The organism is Micromonospora sp. U56, from assembly GCF_018070095.1.
Lineage (GTDB): Bacteria > Actinomycetota > Actinomycetes > Mycobacteriales > Micromonosporaceae > Micromonospora > Micromonospora purpureochromogenes.
Genome location: NZ_JAGPYL010000004.1, coordinates 80,206 through 97,561, shown reverse-complemented (window position 1 = coordinate 97,561; position 17,356 = coordinate 80,206). Strand labels below are relative to the sequence as shown.

Below are 17,356 nucleotides of genomic sequence, written 5' to 3'. Positions count from 1 at the left end.
TCCGTCGACGGCCCTGCCCCGGTTCCGTCGGCACCCTCCCGACAAGGACGTACGGATGTACTTCACCGATCGTGGCATCGAGGAACTCGTCGAGCGCCGGGCCGACGAGCAGGTCAGCATCGAGTGGCTCGCCGAGCGCCTGCGCGACTTCGTCGACCTGAACCCCGAGTTCGAGACCCCCATCGAACGCTTCGCCACCTACCTGGCCCGTCTCGACGACGAGGACGACGAGTAAACCCGGGACCACCGGTCCAACCCGGGACCCCGTCCGGCCCGGGTGGGTGGGACGGAGGTCCCGGGCGCGGGAGCGCGTGATCTCCTAGGGTGGGGGGCGTGGCCCGCAGCGTCTACCTGACCAGCGTGGGGTCCGGCGGGGGGAAGTCGACCATCGCCCTCGGCCTCGCGGAACTCCTCTCCCGACAGGTCGAGCGGATCGGCGCGTTCCGGCCGCTGGTCGCCGACACCGGCGCCGACCCGATCCTCGCCCTGCTGATCGACCGCTACCGGGTGGACCTGCCGCAGCATGAGCTGACCGGCGCCACCTACGCCGAGGCGAGCACGCTGGTCGCCGACGGCCGCCGGGAGGAACTGATCTCCCGGATCGTCGAGCGCTACCGCAGCGTCGAGCAACGCTGCCCGGCGGTGGTCGTGGTGGGCAGCGACTTCGCCGACGGTGGCGACGGCGCGGGCCCCCGCGAGCTGGCCTTCAACGCCCGGCTGGCCACCGAGTTCGGCAGCGTGGTGGTGCCGGTGATCGACGGCTTCGGGCAGGAGCCGGAGGCGATCGCGGCCGCGGCGCGTGGGGCGTACCACGATCTGGAGGACCTGGGCGCGACGGTGCTGGCGGTGATCGCCAACCGGGTGCCCGGGCCGATGACCCTGCCGGAGCTGCCCGTCCCCGCGTACGCCATCCCGGAGGTGCCGACCGTGTCGGCGCCGACGGTGGCCGAGGTGGCGGCGGCGCTCGGCGCCACGCTGCTGGCCGGGGACGACGCCGCGCTCGACCGTGACGTGCTCGACTACGTGGTCGGCGCCGCGCACGTGCCCACCCTGCTCGACCACCTCACCGAGGGGGCGCTGGTGATCACCCCGGGCGACCGGGCGGACCTGCTGGTCGCGGCCAGCGCCGCGCACGTCGCCGGGCAGGTCTCGGTGGCCGGGCTGGTGCTCACCCTTGGCGAGCAGCCCGATCCCCGGGCGATGCGGCTGGTCGAGGGGCTCAACACCGGGCTGGCGGTGCTCTCGGTACGCAGCGACAGCTACGACACGGTGGCCGCGTCCAGCCGGATCGAGGGGCGCCCGAGCCCGGCCAACCCGCGCAAGGTGGAGGCGGCGCTCGGCGCGTTCGAGGGCAACGTGGACACCGTCGACCTGGCCCGCCGGCTGCGGGTCAGCCGGTCCGAGCGGGTCACCCCGCTGATGTTCGAGTACGACCTGATCGACCGGGCCCGGGCCACCCGCCGCCGGCTGGTGCTGCCCGAGGGGGCCGAGGAGCGGATCCTGCGGGCGGCGGAGGTGCTGCTCCGGCGGGGCGTGGCCGACCTGACCCTGCTCGGCCGCCCGGACGACATCACCCGCCGTACCCGGGAGCTGGGCATCGACGTCACCGGCGCCGACGTCGTCGACCCGGTCACCAGCGCGTGGCGCGACGAGTTCGCCGTCGAGTACGCGCGGCTGCGCGCCCACCGCGGCGTCACGGTCGAGCTGGCGCACGACATCGTGGCCCGGCCCAACTACTTCGGCACGATGATGGTGGTCACCGGGCACGCCGACGGCATGGTCTCCGGGGCCACTCACACCACGGCGGCGACCATCCGCCCGGCGTTCGAGATCATCCGGACGGTGCCCGGGGTCTCGGTGGCCTCCAGCGTCTTCTTCATGCTGCTCGCCGACCGGGTGCTGGTCTACGGCGACTGCGCGGTCAACCCCGACCCGGACGCCGCCCAGCTCGCCGACATCGCCATGTCGTCGGCCGACACCGCCGCCCGGTTCGGCATCGAGCCCCGGGTGGCGATGCTGTCGTACTCCACCGGCGACTCGGGGGCCGGGGCGGACGTGGAGAAGGTCGCGGCGGCCACCAAGCTGGTCCGCGAGCGCCGCCCGGACCTGCTGGTGGAGGGCCCGATCCAGTACGACGCGGCGATCGATCCGCAGGTCGCGGCGACGAAGCTGCCGCAGAGCACGGTGGCCGGCCGGGCGACGGTCTTCATCTTCCCGGACCTGAACACCGGCAACAACACGTACAAGGCGGTGCAGCGCTCGGCGGGCGCGGTCGCGGTCGGCCCGGTGATGCAGGGCCTGCGCCGGCCGGTCAACGACCTGTCCCGGGGCGCGACGGTCGCCGACATCGTCAACACCGTGGCGATCACCGCCATCCAGGCCGCCGCGGAGGCGTCATGATCGACCGGGTGCTCGTCCTCAACTGCGGTTCCTCGTCGGTGAAGTACCGGCTCTACGACGGTGAGACGGTCCGCGACTCCGGCACCGTGGAGCGGGTCGGCGAGCCGGGGGGCGGGCCGGCAGACCACGTCACCGCCGTCCGGCAGATCCTGGACCGGCTCGACCTGGAGGGGCTGGGCGCGGTCGGGCACCGGGTGGTGCACGGCGGCCGGCGGTTCAGCGAACCGGTGCTGATCGACGACGCGGTCCTCACCGCGATCCGGGAGCTGGTGCCGCTCGCGCCGCTGCACAACCCGGCCAACCTGGCCGGCATCGAGGTGGCCCGGGAGGCGCTGCCCGACGTGCCGCAGGTCGCCGTCTTCGACACCGCCTTCCACCATTCGCTGCCCGAGGCCGCCGCCACCTACGCCATCGACCGGGACGTCGCCGAGCGCTACGGCGTCCGCCGGTACGGCTTCCACGGCACCTCGCACGCGTACGTCTCGCGGCGCACGGCCGAGCTGCTCGGCCGGCCGTACGAGGGCCTGCACACGATCACCCTGCACCTGGGCAACGGGGCCAGCGCCTGCGCGGTCTCCGGCGGGCGCAGCGTGGCCACCTCGATGGGCATGTCCCCGCTGGAGGGCCTGGTGATGGGCACCCGCAGCGGTGACCTGGACCCGACGGTCATCTTCCACCTGCGCCGGGAGGGCGGGCTGGGGCTGGACGAGATCGACGACCTGCTCAACCACCGCAGCGGGCTGCTCGGCCTGACCGGCGCGAACGACATGCGCGAGGTGCTCCACCGGCGGGCCGCCGGGGACCCGGCCGCCGCGCTGGCCTTCGACGTTTACTGCCGCCGGATCACCGGGTACGTCGGGGCGTACTACGCGCTGCTCGGCCGGGTCGACGCGGTCACCTTCACCGCCGGCGTGGGTGAGCACTCCGCCGAGGTCCGGGCCGCGGCGCTGGCCGGGCTGGACCGGCTGGGCATCGCCGTGGACCCGGCGCGCAACGCCGGCGCCGGCGACCGGGTGATCTCACCCGACGGCGTCGAGGTCAGCGTCTGCGTGATCGGCACCGACGAGGAGCGGGAGATCGCCCGGGAGGCCCGCGTGGTGGCGGCGACCGCCGGCTGAGCGGAACCGGGTCGGCGGCGGCTCAGCCCAGGGCCAGCCAGCCGGCGACGGCGACCAGCAGCACCGCGACCGCGGCCGCGCCGGCGATCAGCGGCAGGCGGGACGCCACCTCGACGGGCGCGGTGGGCTCCGACTGGGCGAAGGCGCGGAACTGCTCCGTGTTGCCGCTGGGGTCAACGTACTCGTCAGACATGCCGGAGACCCTAGCGAAACCGCGCACCCCGCACGGTCCCGCCGAACCCAGGGTGACGCTTGCGGTCCGAGCGGTGGACGGGAACCGGCCGGGCGGCGGGCGGCACCCGGTCCGGACGGTGGGGTCGGGGTGGGCCGCCGGCCCCCTACCGTGAAGGGATGGAGGTGCCGCGGCCGGTCGTCGCGTTGATCACGGCGCTGCTGGCGGGCTGCGCACCGGCCACCGCCGCGGTCGGTGGGCCGCCGCCGGCCGGGCACGCCCCGGACCGGCTCCACCCGGTCGCGGTACGCACCCTCACGATCGACCCGACCGGGCCCCGGCCGCTGCCGGTGACGCTCTGGTACCCGACCGAGGACGGGCGGGTCGCCCCGGGACGGTTCCCGGTGGTGGTCTACAGCCACGGCCTGTGGAGCCTGCCCGAGCTGCACGCCGGGCTCACCACCCGGTGGGCGGCGGCGGGGTTCGTGGTGGCCGCGCCGACGTACCCGCACACCAACCTGCGGGCCCGGACGTTCACCCGGTCCGACGTCAGGAACCAGCCGGCGGACGGGTGGCGGTTGGTGCGGCACCTGGTCCGGCTCGACGCGGGGCGGGCGGACCCGCTCGCCGGGCACCTGGACGTCGGCCGGGTCGCCGCCGTCGGCCACTCGGCGGGCGGCTTCACCACCGCCGGCATGTTCACCTCGGGACACTCGGCCCGGCTCCGCGCCGGAATCGTGATCGCCGGCGGCGGGCTGGCCGGCAGCTTCGCCGGGCCGGACGCTCCCCTGCTCTTCGTGCACGGCACCGCCGACCCGGTGGTGCCGCTGAGCGTCGGTCGGGCCGCGTACGGCCGGGCCGGGCCGCCGGCGGCCTTCCTGAGCGTGCTCGGGCAGGGGCACGGCGAGTACCTGACCCCGGGCCGACCCGGCTTCGACCAGGTGCTCGCCACCACCACGGACTTCCTCCGCTGGACGCTCTACGACGACCGGGAGGCCGTCCGACGCCTGCCGGCCGACGCCCTGCGGCCCGGCGTCACCGCCCTCGACGACCGCCTGCTCCCTGAGCGCGGGCGCCCGGCGGTCCGGCACCGGCGGTCCGCCGCAGGTCACACTGCGTCCAACAGTGGCCGGACACCCCGGTGACCGGGGCACAATCGGATTCATGTCCCGTCGCCCCACCCCGGTCCTGTTCGCCACCGCACTGCTCTCCGTCGGCCTCGCCGGCTGCTCGGCGGCTCCCGCCCCGACCGCCCGGCCGGCCGCCCCGCCGGAGCCGCCGAAGGCCACCACCGCGGCGCCGCGGGTACCCGCCGGCACCGCGCCGGCGCAGACCTTCGCCGTCGGCGTACGCCAGGTGAAGCTGAACCGGGACGGTGACCGCCCGCTGCCGGTGACCCTCTGGTACCCGGCCCGGGGCACAACCGGTGGCGGGCCGGAGCGGGGGGCGGACGTGGCGGACGGGCGGTTCCCGGTGGTGATGTTCAGCCACGGCCTGAACGGCCGGCCGGACGACTACGCGGAGCTGCTCACCCGGTGGGCGGCGGCCGGGTTCGTGGTGGCCGCGCCGACCTTCCCGCACACCAGCCGGGGCGCCGGCGGCAACGTGCTCGACGTGCTCAACCAGCCCGCCGACGTTTCGTACGCCCTGGACAAGGTGCTCGCGCTGGACGCGAAGGCCGGCGACCCGCTGCGGGGCCGGCTGGCCACGGACCGGGTGGCCGCGGCCGGGCACTCGGCCGGCGGGGTGACCACCATCGGCCTCTTCACCGCCGGCCGGGACGAGCGCCTCGACGCCGGGGTGGTCTTCGCCGGGACCGCGCTCGGGGTCGGCACCGCCTTCGCCGGGGCCGCCGCGCCGCAGCTCTTCGTGCACGGCGAGGCCGACGAGGTGGTCGACTACGCCGCCGGCAAGGCGGTGTACGACGCGGTCCCCTGGCCGAAGGCGATGCTGAGCCTGCCGAAGGGCGACCACGGCCGGGCCCTGCTCAGCGACGGCGCGGCGCTGCGGGTGGTCTCCGACACCACGCTGGAGTTCCTCCGCTGGACCCTCTACGGCGACGCGGCGGCCCGGGACCGCCTTCCCGCCGACGCCGCCCGCGGCAACCTCGCCACCCTCGACGACCACCTCTGACCGCCCGCCGCCGGCCGGCGCACCCACAGAGAAGGCGCACCCGCAGCGAAGGCGCACCTACAGAGAAAGAGTGGCCATCCGACGCGGAATGGCCACCCCGTGCTCATTGGGTCGTAGCAATCGATCTTGTTGGTCGTTGGTCCTCTTGGTGGGTGTCTGCTGAGGGGTGGGTGCGTGTGGCTGGTCGTCGGCCGTTGACGGAGGTGGATCGGGAGGAGATCACTCGGGGGATCGCTGAGGGGTTGTCGGGTCAGCAGATCGCGGTGCTGATCGGGCGGGATCCCAGTGTGGTGTCGCGGGAGATTTGTCGGGGTGGTGGGCGGGGGTTTTATCGGGCGTGGCGCTCGCAGCGGCAGGCGCAGCGGGCACGGCGCCGACCGAAGCCGCGCAAGCTCGACGGTGATGACCGGTTGCGGAAGCAGGTGGTGGCCTTGTTGCGGGAAGGGTGGTCGCCGGACCAGATCGCTGGTCGACTACGGCTGGACTTTCCCGGGGACGGGGCGATGCGGGTGTCGCACGAGGCGATCTACACGTGGATCTACGCGTTACCAGTCGGGGAGCTGGCCCGACTGCACGTGCGTCTGCGCAGCGGCCGTAAACGGCGTCGCCCGGTGCGCTCGGCTGCGTCACGGGCTCCGAAGATCCCCGATCCAACGTTCATCGACCAGCGGCCCGCCCAGGCCGAGGACCGACGGATGCCCGGCCACTGGGAAGGCGACCTGATCATCGGCAAGAACGGTGCCAGTGCCACCGCCTCATTGGTGGAACGCACCTCCCGGTTCCTGATCCTGGTGCCACTGGCTCACCGGGACAGCTCTACCGTGACCAGCGCCGCCGCTACCCGCATCGCCGGCCTACCCGACACCCTGCGCCGCACCCTGACCTGGGACTGCGGCACCGAGATGGCCGAGCACGCCGCTTTGGCAGCCGCCGCTGACATCGACGTCTACTTCGCCCACCCCCACAGCCCCTGGGAACGCGGCACCAACGAAAGCACGAACCGGTGGATCCGCGAATACCTACCCCGCGGCACCGTCATCCCCAACGACACCCAACAACTCACCGCCATCGCCGACCGGCTCAACAACCGACCCCGACGCATCCTCGGCTACAAGAAACCCAAAGAAGTCTTCGCCGAACTCCTGATCAGCCCAATTGCTTCCACCGGCTGAGCTTGAGCACTCTTTCTCGGAAAGTGCCGGGATCTGGGGGGGTCAGGCGGTGTGGTCGATGACGACCTTGCCGAAGACGTCGCCGGAGTGCAGGCGGGCGAAAGCGTCCTCGACCTTGCTGAACGGCACCACGCTGTCCACCACCGGGCGCACCTCGTGCTCGGCGCAGAAGGCCAGCAGGTCGGTCAGCTCGTCCGGGGTGCCCATGGAGGTGCCGAGGATCTCCAGCTGCATGGCGAAGACCCGCCGCAGGTTGATCTTCGGCTCGTGCCCGGCGGTCGCCCCGGAGACCACGATCCGGGCCAGCGGGGCGGCGGACTTCAGCGAGTGGTCGAAGGTGGCCGCGCCGACCGTCTCGATCACCACGTCGACCCGCTCCGGCAGGCGTGCGCCGGGTTCCAGCGCGGTCGCCCCGAGGGCGGCGATCCGCTCCCGCTTACCGGCGTCCCGGCTGGTCGCGTACACCCGCTTGCCGTGCCCCACGGCGAGCGCGACGGCCGCGGTGGCCACGCCGCCGCCCGCGCCCTGGACCAGCACCGACTCGGCGTCGTCGATCCGGCCCTTGGTGGTCAGCATCCGCCACGCGGTCAGCCAGGCCGTCGGCAGGCAGGCCGCGTCGGTCGCCGACAGGCCCGTCGGCAGCGGGATCAGGTTCACCCGGGGTACGGCCACCCGCTCGGCGAGGGTGCCGGCGAAGTGCTCGGAGAGGATGGAGACGCCACGCGGGTCGCCGGGGGTGGGCACCACCGGGTAGATGACCACCTCGTTGCCGTGCGGGTCGGTGCCGACCGCGTCGCAGCCCAGGATCATCGGCAGCTGGTCGGGGGCCAGGCCCACCCCGCGCAGGGACCACAGGTCGTGATGGTTGAGCGAGCTGGCCCGCACCTGCACGGTCACCCAGTCTTCCTCCGGGTGGGTCGGCTCGGGACGCTCGCCGACGGTCAACGCGGCGAGCGGATTGTCGGTGTCGAAGCTCGAGGCATAGGCGGCACGCATGGTCGGCACCGTAACAAGGAGAACCACCGCCGACACAGGACCTGCCCCACACCCCCGCCCTCCCGGTCACCCACCCCCCGCACATTCAGAGAAAGAGTGGCCTCCTGACGCCGGGAGGCCGCTCTTTCTCTGAAACTGCGTGTCCCGGTGGGCGGAGCGCGGTCAGGCGCGGGTGACGCCGTCGCGCCGGGCCGCCTCGGCGACCGCCGCCGCCACCGCGGGAGCCACCCGGGGGTCGAGCGGGGAGGGCACGATCGCGTCGGCGGTGAGCGACTCGGCCACCACCCCGGCGATGGCGTCCGCCGCGGCCACCTTCATCCCGTCGGTGATCCGGGTGGCCCGGGCGTCCAGCGCACCCCGGAACACGCCGGGGAACGCCAGCACGTTGTTGATCTGGTTGGGGTAGTCGCTGCGGCCGGTCGCCACGACGGCGACGTGCCGGGCGGCCACCTCGGGGTGCACCTCGGGGGTGGGATTGGCCAGCGCGAAGACGATGCCGCCGGGCGCCATGCCGGCGATCGCCGCCTCGGGGATCTGCCCGCCGGAGACGCCGACCAGGACGTCCGCGCCGCGCAGCGCCTCGGTGATGTCACCCTCGCGGCCCTCGGCGTTGGTGGACTCCGCCAGCTCGGCCTTGGTGCCGGTCAGCCCGTCGCGGTGCCGGCCGATGATGCCCTTGGAGTCGCAGACCACCACCTGGTCGGGGTTCACGCCGCCGGCGACCAGCATCTTCGTCACCGCCACCCCGGCCGCGCCGGCGCCGCTGACCGCCACCCGCAGGTCGCCGAGCTTGCGGTTGAGCAGCGCCGCCGCGTTGCGCAGCGCGGCCAGCACGACGATCGCGGTGCCGTGCTGGTCGTCGTGGAAGACCGGGATGGCCAGCGCCTCGTCCAGCCGGCGCTCCACCTCGAAGCAGCGGGGGGCGCTGATGTCCTCCAGGTTGATCCCGCCGAAGGAGGGGGCGAGCGCCGTCACCGTCGCCACGATCTCGTCCACGTCCTGGGTGTCCAGACAGATCGGTACCGCGTCCACGCCGGCGAACTGCTTGAACAGCACCGCCTTGCCCTCCATCACCGGCAGCGCGGCGCGCGGGCCGATGTTGCCGAGGCCGAGTACGGCCGAGCCGTCGGTGACGACTGCGACGGTGTGCGACACCCACGTGTAGTCGTCGGCCAGGGCCGGGTCGGCGGCGATCGCCTCGCAGACCCGGGCGACGCCCGGGGTGTAGGCGAGGGAGAGGTCCTCCCGGCTGGTCAGCGGGACCGTCGAGGTGACGGCCATCTTGCCGCCGACGTGCAACCGGAAGACGGGATCAGCGGGATCCACGGTGGACGCAGACATGGTGACTCCAGGATCTGTCGAGCAGACGGAGCGGCCGGCGCGGGCGCGAGGTGAGGCGCCTGGTGGCGGCACGCGGTGCGGGGGGTCACCCGGGCACTTTCCGAGCATAGTCACGCCAGGGGCGCGCCGATGTGAGCAGGGTCATAACGGGTCGCGTGGCAGCCGACCAGGGCGGGGCCAGTAGCGGCACACCACCCGCCCGAGCACGTCGGCCACCCCGTACGCCCGGGAGTCGTCGGTGACGAATTCGTTGTCGCCGCGTACCCACCAGCCGCCGTCCTGCCGACGGACCGCGCGCTTGACCACCAGCAGCTCGGGCCGGGTCCGGAAGACCGCGACCACGACGTCGCCCGGCCGGACCGACCGGCCGCCCCGACGGACCAGTACGGCGTCGCCGTGCCGCAGCGTCGGCGCCATGGACGGACCGGTCACGCCGACGGCCGTGAGCCACCGGCGCAGCCGCGCCGCCGCGCCCGCCCCCTCGACCGTCACCAGGTTTCCCCTCCACCCCTGCCGGGGACGCCCCCAGGAGTAATGTCGGCTTGGATCATCGCAAACATCCCGTGGAGGACCCAGATGCGACTTCCCCGCATCCTTACGCCCCGTCTGACCGCCAGCGCCCACTGCGACCTGCCGTGCGGCGTCTACGACCCGGCACAGGCCCGGATCGAGGCCGAGTCGGTCAAAATGATCTGCGAGAAGTACCAGGCGAACACCGACCCGGAGTACCGCACCCGGGCCATCATCATCAAGGAGCAGCGCGCAGAGCTGGTGAAGCACCACCTCTGGGTGCTGTGGACCGACTACTTCAAGCCGGCCCACTTCGAGAAGTACCCGCACCTGCACCAGCTCTTCAACGAGGCCACCAAGATGGCCGGCGCGGCCGGCGCCAAGGGCGCGACCGACCCGAGCAAGGCCGACGAGCTGCTGCAGAAGATCGACGAGATCTCGAAGATCTTCTGGGAGACCAAGAAGGCGTGACCCTGGCCTCCCCGGCACCGACGATCCGGCCGGCGCGTCCCGAGGACGTGCCGGCCGTCGTCGCGATGGTGCACGAACTCGCCGACTACGAGCGCGCCGCCGACCAGTGTCGGCTGACCGAGGAACAGCTCACCGCCGCCCTGTTCGCGACTGCTCCAGGTCGCGGCGCGGCGTCGGACGCGCCGAGCTGGAGTAGTCGTAGCCCCGCGCCGGCGTTGTTCGGGCACGTCGCGGTGGACGACCGGGACGAGCCGGTCGGGTTCGCGCTCTGGTTCCTCAACTTCTCCACCTGGGCCGGCGTGCACGGCGTCTACCTGGAGGACCTGTACGTCCGCCCCGAGCACCGGGGCACCGGCGCCGGCCGGCTGCTGCTCGCCGCGCTCGCCGCGATCTGCGTGGAGCGGGGCTACGAGCGGCTGGAGTGGTGGATGATCAACTGGAATCCGGCGGCCCGCTTCTACGCCTCCATCGGCGCGGTGCAGCTCGACGAGTGGGTGCCGTACCGGCTCAGCGGGCCGGCGCTGCACGGGCTCGCCGCCCAGTCGTCCTCGGCCCCCGCCCGGCCGGACGCCTGAGGGGGTAGAGTCCCCGACCGGGGGGATGAGGCGTGACTCAACTGACCGGCCAGTCGACGACCGACGACGACGTCGTGCACCTCACGGTGCCCGCCGACGGCGGCTACCTCGGCGTGCTGCGCACCGCCACGGCGGGGCTCGCGGCCCGCCTCCAGTTCGCCCTCGACGAGATCGAGGACCTGCGCATCGCCGTCGACGAGGCCTGCGCCATGCTGCTCGCCATCGCCACCCGCGACGCCGAGCTGGAGTGCCGCTTCTCGGTCACCGAGGACGCACTCACCGTCGAGGTGACCGTGCCGACCGTGCGGGGCGCCACGCTGCCGTCGGAGTCCTCGTTCGCCTGGAAGGTGCTCACCGCGCTGACCACCGCCGCTTTCGCGGACGTGGCCGACGGCCGGGCCACCATCTCGCTGCTGACCCGCCGCTCCTCCGGCTACTGAGCCGCGGCGCGGCGCCGGCCACCCGCCGGGCGGCCCGCAGCGGTCACCGGAAGCCCAGGGCGCGCGTCGTGGGCGGGCTGACCAGCAGCGCGCAGACACCGACCCCGAGGACCATCAGCGGTACGCCGAGCCACCCCAGGCCGCCGGAGATCATGAACCAGCCGACCGGCAGCAGCATCAGCTGGAGCACCATCGCCGGCGCGCGGGCACCGGCCCGGCGACGGGCCAGCGCCGCGCCGAGCGCCCAGAGGGCGGCGGCGCCGGCGAACGCGAACCCGGTCACGAAGAGTGCCGACACCAGATCGGTCTTGGTGGCGGTCAGGTCGGCCCAGATCAGCCAGGCGGCCAGCAGCGCCAGCGCGACCGCCTCGCCGCGCAGCAGCCGTACCGCCCAGCGCAGCGTGTCGGGCACCGGGCCGGAGTCGATGGTCACGCGCGCCACGATACCCGTGACGGATCGGGGTACAGTGCCGCCCATGCGGGCCGTCCTGGTGGTCAATCCGAAGGCCACCACCACCAGCGAGCGCAGCCGGGACGTCCTGGTCCGGGCCCTGCGCAGCGAAGTAGACCTGTCGGTGCGGTACACCCGGCGACGGGGTCACGCCATGGACATCGCCCGGGAGGCGGTCGCCGAAGGGGTCGACGTCGTCGTCACGCTGGGTGGCGACGGGACGGTCAACGAGGTGGTGAACGGCCTGATGAAGGCCGCGCCGCCGGCCAGCCGCCCCGGCGGTACGCCCGCCGAGCGACTGCCCGCACTGGCCACCGTGCCGGGTGGTTCGACCAACGTCTTCGCGCGCGCCCTGGGGCTGCCCCGGGAGTGGCCGGAGGGCACCAGCATGATCCTCGAAGGACTGCGGCTGGGCCGCTCCCGCACGATCGGGCTGGGCCGGGCCGACGACCGCTACTTCACCTTCTGCGCCGGCTTCGGAGTGGACGCGTCGGTGATCCACCGGGTGGAACAGGCCCGCAAACGGGGTCGCGTCTCCACCCCGGCGCTCTACTTCCGCTCCACGCTCAGCCAGTACTTCCTCGACTCCGACCGGCGGCACCCGGCGATCACCCTGGAGCGCCCCGGTGAGGCGGCCGAGGCCGAGCTGGCGACGGTGATAATCCAGAACTGCGCCCCGTGGACGTACCTGGGCGACCGGGAGATCAACCCGAATCCGGAGGCCTCGTTCGACCTGGGGCTCGACGTGATGGCGCTGCGTCAGCTCCGGGTGGCCAGCACCACACGCACAGTGACGCAGTTCCTGTCCCGGCAACCCGATCCGCGCGGCAAGCAGGTGCTCCGGCTGCACGATGTGCCCGAGTTCACACTGATCAGCGCTCGCCCGCAGGCGTTCCAGCTGGACGGCGACTACCTTGGCGAACGGGAGAAAGTCAGATTCACATCCGTTCCCGACGCACTGAGAGTAATCTGCTAGGTCTCGGGTAACGCCCTAGGTTGACGGTCGTTACACCGCACGACCGCGGTGGCCGCCACAACGAGGGGTTGGTGCCGGAAATGTCAGCAATGTCACGCGCACTGTACTATATTGATCCTCGACTGTGGTACGCCGGGTAACCAGGGACGCCTCAAATCCGGACAAAAGGGTCGTGAGCTTGCTCACCGTGCGGAGTTTTTCCTCGCGGCACCCTTGACATCGACAGCGTTCGTGAAAGTATTCACAAGCGAACTTGAGTTACCGGGACATTGCCTGGATATGCTCGGCAGGTTGAGCTGTTCCAGCAGGTCCAGGGACTGCACAAGCCTGCTCACGCACTGCCGAATAGTCGGACGCGAACCGTCACGACCGGCACTGCGGACGCATATAAGAAAAGCACCAGCGTTATCTGCCACCCATCCAGAATGAGGAGTGTTGCCGCCATGGACTGGCGCCACGATGCCGTCTGCCGCGACGAGGACCCGGAGCTGTTCTTCCCGATCGGGACGTCCGGTCCGGCCCTCCTGCAGGTGGAGCAGGCCAAGGCCGTCTGCCGGCGCTGCCCGGTGACCGACCACTGCCTGCAGTGGGCGCTGGAGTCCGGTCAGGACGCCGGCGTCTGGGGCGGGATGAGCGAAGAGGAGCGCCGCGCGGTGAAGCGCCGCGGCGGCATCCGGGTGCTGCGCGCTCACTCCGCCTGACCGATCACACAGCCGTACGCCCCGGCCGGGTTCCACCGGCCGGGGCGTTCTGCTGTCCGGGCGCCGCACGGCACTGCCCCTACCCGGACGGCGTCCGGTCCGATCATCGACGGGCCGGTGAACCCGATCACCACCGCTGCACCGCATCGACCCGCCGCAGCACCAGCTCGGCCAGCTCGGGCGCATCGGTCAGCGGCCCGCTGACCGCCACCGCGCCGGCCCGGCCGGCCGCCGTCACCACCCCGTCGTGGAAGAGCCCCGGCGCCAGGAAGTACGCCGCCACGGCCACCCGCCGGGCGCCGGCGGCGCGCAGCCGGGCCACCGCCACGTCGGTCGTCGGCGGCGCCGCCGAGGCGTACGAGACGGTGCAGGGGACCTCCAGTTCGGCGGCGAGCGCCGCGGCGACCCGACCCACCGAGCCGCGCGCCCGGGCGTCCCGGGTGCCCGCCGCCGCCAGCACCAGAGCGTCGAAGCCGTCCGGCTCCGCCTCCGCCAACCGCCGCCGCAGCCCGGCCAGCAGCCGGGCGTCGACCGTGCCGTCGGCGGGGCCGAGCACGTCGGTGACGCGTACCGCCAGCTCCGGCGCCGTGTCGCGGGCCGCCACCACCGCCGCCGGGATGTCCACCCGCCGGTGGTAGGCGGCGGTGAGCAGCAGCGGCACCAGCACCGCCCGGGTGTGCCCCGCCACGGCCAGCCCGCGCAGCACCGCCGTCGGGTCCGGTGCGGTGTGGTCCAGCCAGCTCGGCAGGACGGCCGTGCCGGGCCGGACCGCCTCGACCGCCCGGGCCAGCGCCCGGGTCGCCTCCGCCGCCCGGGGATCCCGGCTGCCGTGCGCCACCAGCACCACCGGCGGGCGGCCGCCGCCCGGCGCCGGGCCGGGCCGGATCCCCCGCGCCGGCCCCGTACGGTCGTCGACCGGCACGGCCGGTCCGCCGGCCCCCGGCGCGGTCTCCCCCGCGCCGGGAACCGGCCCGGTCAGACGTGCAGGCCGCACTCGGTCTTCTCGAACATGGCCCAGCGGCCGGCCCGCGGGTCCTCGCCCGCCTTGGTGCGGCGGGTGCACGGCCAGCAGCCGATCGAGCCGTAGCCGCGGCTGAACAACTCGTTGACCGGGATGTCGTACCGGGAGATGTAGGAGTCCACGTCGGCCTGGGTCCAGGCCGCGATCGGGTTGACCTTCACCTTGCCGCGCCGGGCGTCGAAGGTCACCACCGGCGTGTTCGCCCGGGTGGGCGACTCGTCCCGACGCAGCCCGGCGGCCCAGGCGTCGTACCCGGCCAGGGCCCGCTCCAACGGCTCCACCTTGCGCAGCTGGCAGCAGTCGTCGGGCGAGCGGTTGAACAGCCGGGGGCCGTACTCGCCGTCCTGCTGACCCACAGTGAGCCGGGGGCGGATCGAGCGGACGTTGACCGGCAGCCGGCGGGCCACCTCGTCGCGCACCTTCAGCGTCTCCGGGAAGTGCAGCCCGGTGTCGAGGAAGACCACGTCCACCCCGGGGGCGACCCGGGACACCAGGTGCGCCAGCACCCCGTCAGCCATCGAGCTGGTCACGCAGAACCGGTCGCCGAAGGTCTCGGCGGCCCATCGGGCGATCTCCAGCGCCGGGGCGCCCTCCAGCTCCCGGCCGGCCCGCTCGGCCAGCGCGCGCAGCTCCTCCGGGTCACGCCGGGCCGGTTCGGCCGGCTTCGGGCCGCCGACGCCGACCAGGCCCAGGTTCGCGGCGGACACCAGGTTCATCGGGCCACCACCTTGGCGAGCAGGCCGGTGAACCGCACCGTGAAGACGCGGGCGCAGGCGTGGCACTCCCAGGCGCCGTGCCCGGCCCCGTTCGGCCGCAGGTCCTCCTCGCCGCAGTACGGGCAGTACAGCGGCGCGGAACGGGTCTCGCTACTCATCGAAGCTCCTCCTCGTCGACCCTGATCACCCAGTTGGCGAACGTCTCGCCCTCGCTCCGGCCGGCCAGGTAGCGGCGGGCCAGTCGTTCCACGTACTCCGGAAGCTCCTCGGCGGTGGTCTTCAAGCCGCGCAGCTTGCGCCCGAAGCCGGCGGTCTGCCCCTGGGCCATGCCCAGCCCGCCGCCGAGGTGCACCTGGAAGCCCTCCACCTGCCGGCCGTCCGGGCCGACCACCAGCTGCCCCTTGAGGCCGATGTCGGCGACCTGGGTGCGGGCGCAGGCGTTCGGGCAGCCGTTGAGGTGGATGGAGATGTCGGCGTCGAAGTCGCGCAGCCGCTCCTCCAGCCGGGCCACCAGTTCCTCGCCGCGTCGCTTGGTCTCGACGATGGCCAGCTTGCAGAACTCGATGCCGGTGCAGGCCATGGTGCCGCGCCGCCAGGCCGACGGCCGGGCCTCCAGGCCGATCCCGCGCAGCGCGTCGACCAGGGACTCCGTCCGCTCCGGCGGCACGTCGAGCACCAGCAGCTTCTGGTACGGGGTGAGCCGCACCCGGTCGCTGCCGTGCGCCTCGACCGCGTCGGCCAGCTGGGCGAGCTGACTGCCGGAGACCCGCCCGACCACCGGGGCGGCCCCGACGAAGTTGCGGCCGTCGCGCTGGCGGTACACGCCGATGTGGTCGACCGGCTTGTCGGGCAGCTCCGGGGCCGGGCCGTCGAGCAGGGTCCGGCCCAGGTACTCCTTCTCCAGCACCTCGCGGAACTTCTCCACACCCCAGTCCGCGACCAGGAACTTCAGCCGGGCCCGGTTGCGCAGCCGGCGGTACCCGTAGTCGCGGAAGATGCCGACCACGCCGGCCCACACGTCCGGCACCTCGTTCAGCGGCACCCAGACGCCCAGCCGCTTGGCCAGCATCGGGTTGGTGGAGAGGCCGCCGCCGACCCAGACGTCGAAGCCGGGGCCGTGCTCCGGGTGGTCGACCCCGAGGAAGGCGACGTCGTTCGCCTCGTACGGGGTGTCGACCAGCCAGGAGATCGTTGTCTTGAACTTGCGCGGCAGGTTCGAGTACGCCTTGTCGCCGACGTACCGGCGGACGATCTCGTCGATCGCCGGGGTCGGGTCGAGCACCTCGTCGCGGGCCACCCCGGCGACCGGGCTGCCGAGCACGATGCGCGGGCAGTCACCGCACGCCTCGGTGGTCTGCAGGCCGACCGACTCCAGCCGGCGCCAGATCTCCGGCATGTCCTCGACCCGGATCCAGTGGTACTGGATGTTCTGCCGGTCGGTGATGTCGGCGGTGTCCCGGGCGAAGTCGCGGGAGATGTCGGCGATCACCCGGAGCTGAGCCAGGTTGAGCTGGCCACCGTCGACCCGCACCCGGAGCATGAAGAACTCGTCCTCCAGCTCGTGCGGCTCCAGCACGGCGGTGCGCCCGCCGTCGATGCCGGCCTTGCGCTGGGTGTAGAGGCCCCACCAGCGGAACCGGCCACGCAGGTCCTGCGGGTCGATGGCGGCGAAGCCGCGGTGGGCGTAGATGTTCTCGATCCGGGCCCGGACGTTCAGCGGGTCGTCGTCCTTCTTGATCCGCTCGTTGGCGTTGAGCGGCTCGCGGTGGCCGAGCGCCCACTGCCCCTCGCCGCGCGGACGACGGGCTGCCCGGGCGGCGGGCGCCGCCGGGGTCTCCGGGCGGGCCGGGGTGCTGCTGACCGCCATCGCGGCGTCCTCCGTTGTCTGCTGTGCCTCGGTGGGATACGCGGGCGCGGCGGCCGACCCGTGGGACGGGCCGAGGACAACGGTGTCGGAACGGCCGGCGCGCAGTACGCGCCCGAGACAGATGGGTCGGGCGTCGTCAGTAGGCCGGACAGATCGCGCTGCGCACGCGGCCGTAGTCGACGTGGCGACGGGCCACGAAGCGGCGGACGACAGCGGCGGTCATGGGGCCATGCTGCCACACCCCCGGGGGGCCGGCCAACGAGCGCGTGCGCCATCCCACATCACGGGCCGCGCCC

General features: G+C 73.3%; 20 protein-coding genes. 11 read left to right on the top strand and 9 right to left on the bottom strand.

From position 1 onward, the window contains the following. Positions 1 to 55: 55 nt before the first annotated feature. The 3 genes from KBX37_RS03675 to KBX37_RS03665 all read left to right on the top strand — a co-directional run bounded on the left by KBX37_RS03675 (position 56) and on the right by KBX37_RS03665 (position 3,518). Complete coding sequence (locus KBX37_RS03675) at positions 56 to 235, top strand: DUF6104 family protein (RefSeq protein WP_088960493.1); 180 nt, start codon at positions 56 to 58, stop codon at positions 233 to 235. A 98-nt stretch (positions 236 to 333) separates the two neighbouring features. Further along, the gene (pta, locus tag KBX37_RS03670) at positions 334 to 2,400 is read left to right on the top strand and encodes a phosphate acetyltransferase (RefSeq protein ID WP_374103650.1); all 2,067 of its coding nucleotides are present in this window, start codon (positions 334 to 336) and stop codon (positions 2,398 to 2,400) included. Continuing rightward, positions 2,400 to 3,518: an acetate/propionate family kinase gene (locus tag KBX37_RS03665; RefSeq protein WP_210774525.1), complete on the top strand. Its 1,119-nt coding sequence runs from the start codon at positions 2,400 to 2,402 to the stop codon at positions 3,516 to 3,518. Before pta ends, KBX37_RS03665 begins: the two co-directional genes overlap by 1 nt. Before the next feature lie 22 nt (positions 3,519 to 3,540). On the opposite strand, the gene KBX37_RS03660 is transcribed toward KBX37_RS03665, so the two are convergent. Then, positions 3,541 to 3,711, bottom strand: a complete 171-nt coding sequence (locus KBX37_RS03660; RefSeq protein WP_210774491.1) for a hypothetical protein — start codon at positions 3,709 to 3,711, stop codon at positions 3,541 to 3,543. A 158-nt stretch (positions 3,712 to 3,869) separates the two neighbouring features. Between KBX37_RS03660 and KBX37_RS03655 the strand changes: the two genes are divergently transcribed. The 3 genes from KBX37_RS03655 (at position 3,870) to KBX37_RS03645 (ending at position 6,995) form a co-directional block, all read left to right on the top strand. Next, complete coding sequence (locus KBX37_RS03655; protein WP_210774490.1) at positions 3,870 to 4,835, top strand: alpha/beta hydrolase; 966 nt, start codon at positions 3,870 to 3,872, stop codon at positions 4,833 to 4,835. 19 nt (positions 4,836 to 4,854) lie between these two features. Then, complete coding sequence (locus KBX37_RS03650) at positions 4,855 to 5,823, top strand: dienelactone hydrolase family protein (RefSeq protein ID WP_210774489.1); 969 nt, start codon at positions 4,855 to 4,857, stop codon at positions 5,821 to 5,823. Between the two features lie 152 nt (positions 5,824 to 5,975). Then, a complete protein-coding gene (locus KBX37_RS03645; protein ID WP_374103648.1) occupies positions 5,976 to 6,995 on the top strand; it encodes an IS30 family transposase in 1,020 nt (339 codons plus the stop codon). Positions 6,996 to 7,037: 42 nt separating this feature from the next. Here the strand turns inward: KBX37_RS03645 and KBX37_RS03640 are convergent, their stop codons facing one another. The 3 genes from KBX37_RS03640 to KBX37_RS03630 form a co-directional block, all read right to left on the bottom strand. Then, the gene (locus tag KBX37_RS03640) at positions 7,038 to 8,000 is read right to left on the bottom strand and encodes a zinc-binding dehydrogenase (protein WP_210774487.1); all 963 of its coding nucleotides are present in this window, start codon (positions 7,998 to 8,000) and stop codon (positions 7,038 to 7,040) included. A 153-nt stretch (positions 8,001 to 8,153) separates the two neighbouring features. Beyond that, positions 8,154 to 9,332: an NADP-dependent malic enzyme gene (locus KBX37_RS03635; RefSeq protein WP_210774486.1), complete on the bottom strand. Its 1,179-nt coding sequence runs from the start codon at positions 9,330 to 9,332 to the stop codon at positions 8,154 to 8,156. A 141-nt stretch (positions 9,333 to 9,473) separates the two neighbouring features. Next, positions 9,474 to 9,824: a S26 family signal peptidase gene (locus tag KBX37_RS03630; protein ID WP_307848927.1), complete on the bottom strand. Its 351-nt coding sequence runs from the start codon at positions 9,822 to 9,824 to the stop codon at positions 9,474 to 9,476. Between the two features lie 84 nt (positions 9,825 to 9,908). Here KBX37_RS03630 and sodN point away from each other — a divergent pair, with 84 nt between their 5' ends. Genes sodN through KBX37_RS03615 form a run of 3 tightly spaced genes read left to right on the top strand, consistent with a single transcriptional unit; the run spans position 9,909 to position 11,328 of the window. Beyond that, positions 9,909 to 10,313: a superoxide dismutase, Ni gene (gene sodN / locus KBX37_RS03625; RefSeq protein ID WP_210774485.1), complete on the top strand. Its 405-nt coding sequence runs from the start codon at positions 9,909 to 9,911 to the stop codon at positions 10,311 to 10,313. After that, the gene (locus tag KBX37_RS03620) at positions 10,310 to 10,888 is read left to right on the top strand and encodes an N-acetyltransferase family protein (protein WP_374103647.1); all 579 of its coding nucleotides are present in this window, start codon (positions 10,310 to 10,312) and stop codon (positions 10,886 to 10,888) included. The genes sodN and KBX37_RS03620 overlap by 4 nt, the downstream gene beginning before the upstream one ends. Before the next feature lie 32 nt (positions 10,889 to 10,920). Beyond that, a complete protein-coding gene (locus KBX37_RS03615; RefSeq protein WP_210774484.1) occupies positions 10,921 to 11,328 on the top strand; it encodes an ATP-binding protein in 408 nt (135 codons plus the stop codon). 43 nt (positions 11,329 to 11,371) lie between these two features. Here the strand turns inward: KBX37_RS03615 and KBX37_RS03610 are convergent, their stop codons facing one another. Beyond that, positions 11,372 to 11,761 (bottom strand): hypothetical protein, encoded by a 390-nt coding sequence (locus KBX37_RS03610; RefSeq protein WP_210774483.1) that lies wholly within the window; start codon positions 11,759 to 11,761, stop codon positions 11,372 to 11,374. A 43-nt stretch (positions 11,762 to 11,804) separates the two neighbouring features. On the opposite strand from KBX37_RS03610, the gene KBX37_RS03605 reads away from it, so the two are divergent. Together KBX37_RS03605 and KBX37_RS03600 are read left to right on the top strand one after the other, a co-directional pair. Continuing rightward, a complete protein-coding gene (locus KBX37_RS03605) occupies positions 11,805 to 12,755 on the top strand; it encodes a diacylglycerol kinase family protein (protein ID WP_210774482.1) in 951 nt (316 codons plus the stop codon). A gap of 443 nt (positions 12,756 to 13,198) precedes the next feature. Beyond that, positions 13,199 to 13,456 carry a WhiB family transcriptional regulator gene (locus tag KBX37_RS03600; RefSeq protein WP_088960482.1) on the top strand — a complete coding sequence of 86 codons (258 nt, stop codon included), beginning with the start codon at positions 13,199 to 13,201 and terminating at the stop codon, positions 13,454 to 13,456. Positions 13,457 to 13,583: 127 nt separating this feature from the next. On the opposite strand, the gene KBX37_RS03595 is transcribed toward KBX37_RS03600, so the two are convergent. From KBX37_RS03595 to KBX37_RS03580, 4 genes are all read right to left on the bottom strand, one after another. Continuing rightward, a complete protein-coding gene (locus KBX37_RS03595; RefSeq protein ID WP_307848928.1) occupies positions 13,584 to 14,342 on the bottom strand; it encodes a CbiX/SirB N-terminal domain-containing protein in 759 nt (252 codons plus the stop codon). A gap of 89 nt (positions 14,343 to 14,431) precedes the next feature. Further along, positions 14,432 to 15,193 (bottom strand): phosphoadenylyl-sulfate reductase, encoded by a 762-nt coding sequence (locus KBX37_RS03590; RefSeq protein ID WP_088960481.1) that lies wholly within the window; start codon positions 15,191 to 15,193, stop codon positions 14,432 to 14,434. Then, the gene (locus KBX37_RS03585; protein ID WP_210774481.1) at positions 15,190 to 15,351 is read right to left on the bottom strand and encodes an IS1 family transposase; all 162 of its coding nucleotides are present in this window, start codon (positions 15,349 to 15,351) and stop codon (positions 15,190 to 15,192) included. The genes KBX37_RS03590 and KBX37_RS03585 overlap by 4 nt, the downstream gene beginning before the upstream one ends. Beyond that, complete coding sequence (locus KBX37_RS03580; protein WP_210774480.1) at positions 15,348 to 17,060, bottom strand: nitrite/sulfite reductase; 1,713 nt, start codon at positions 17,058 to 17,060, stop codon at positions 15,348 to 15,350. The genes KBX37_RS03585 and KBX37_RS03580 overlap by 4 nt, the downstream gene beginning before the upstream one ends. Between the last annotated feature and the right edge of the window lie 296 nt (positions 17,061 to 17,356).

Excerpts from the sequence above, each read along its gene's own strand:
- KBX37_RS03675 (WP_088960493.1), top strand. The coding sequence starts at position 56 with ATGTACTTCACCGATCGTGGCATCGAGGAACTCGTCGAGCGCCGGGCC.
- KBX37_RS03660 (WP_210774491.1), bottom strand. The coding sequence starts at position 3,711 with ATGTCTGACGAGTACGTTGACCCCAGCGGCAACACGGAGCAGTTCCGC.
- KBX37_RS03655 (WP_210774490.1), top strand. The coding sequence starts at position 3,870 with ATGGAGGTGCCGCGGCCGGTCGTCGCGTTGATCACGGCGCTGCTGGCG.
- KBX37_RS03650 (WP_210774489.1), top strand. The coding sequence starts at position 4,855 with ATGTCCCGTCGCCCCACCCCGGTCCTGTTCGCCACCGCACTGCTCTCC.
- KBX37_RS03635 (WP_210774486.1), bottom strand. The coding sequence starts at position 9,332 with ATGTCTGCGTCCACCGTGGATCCCGCTGATCCCGTCTTCCGGTTGCAC.
- sodN (WP_210774485.1), top strand. The coding sequence starts at position 9,909 with ATGCGACTTCCCCGCATCCTTACGCCCCGTCTGACCGCCAGCGCCCAC.
- KBX37_RS03605 (WP_210774482.1), top strand. The coding sequence starts at position 11,805 with ATGCGGGCCGTCCTGGTGGTCAATCCGAAGGCCACCACCACCAGCGAG.
- KBX37_RS03600 (WP_088960482.1), top strand. The coding sequence starts at position 13,199 with ATGGACTGGCGCCACGATGCCGTCTGCCGCGACGAGGACCCGGAGCTG.
- KBX37_RS03590 (WP_088960481.1), bottom strand. The coding sequence starts at position 15,193 with ATGAACCTGGTGTCCGCCGCGAACCTGGGCCTGGTCGGCGTCGGCGGC.
- KBX37_RS03585 (WP_210774481.1), bottom strand. The coding sequence starts at position 15,351 with ATGAGTAGCGAGACCCGTTCCGCGCCGCTGTACTGCCCGTACTGCGGC.
- KBX37_RS03580 (WP_210774480.1), bottom strand. The coding sequence starts at position 17,060 with ATGGCGGTCAGCAGCACCCCGGCCCGCCCGGAGACCCCGGCGGCGCCC.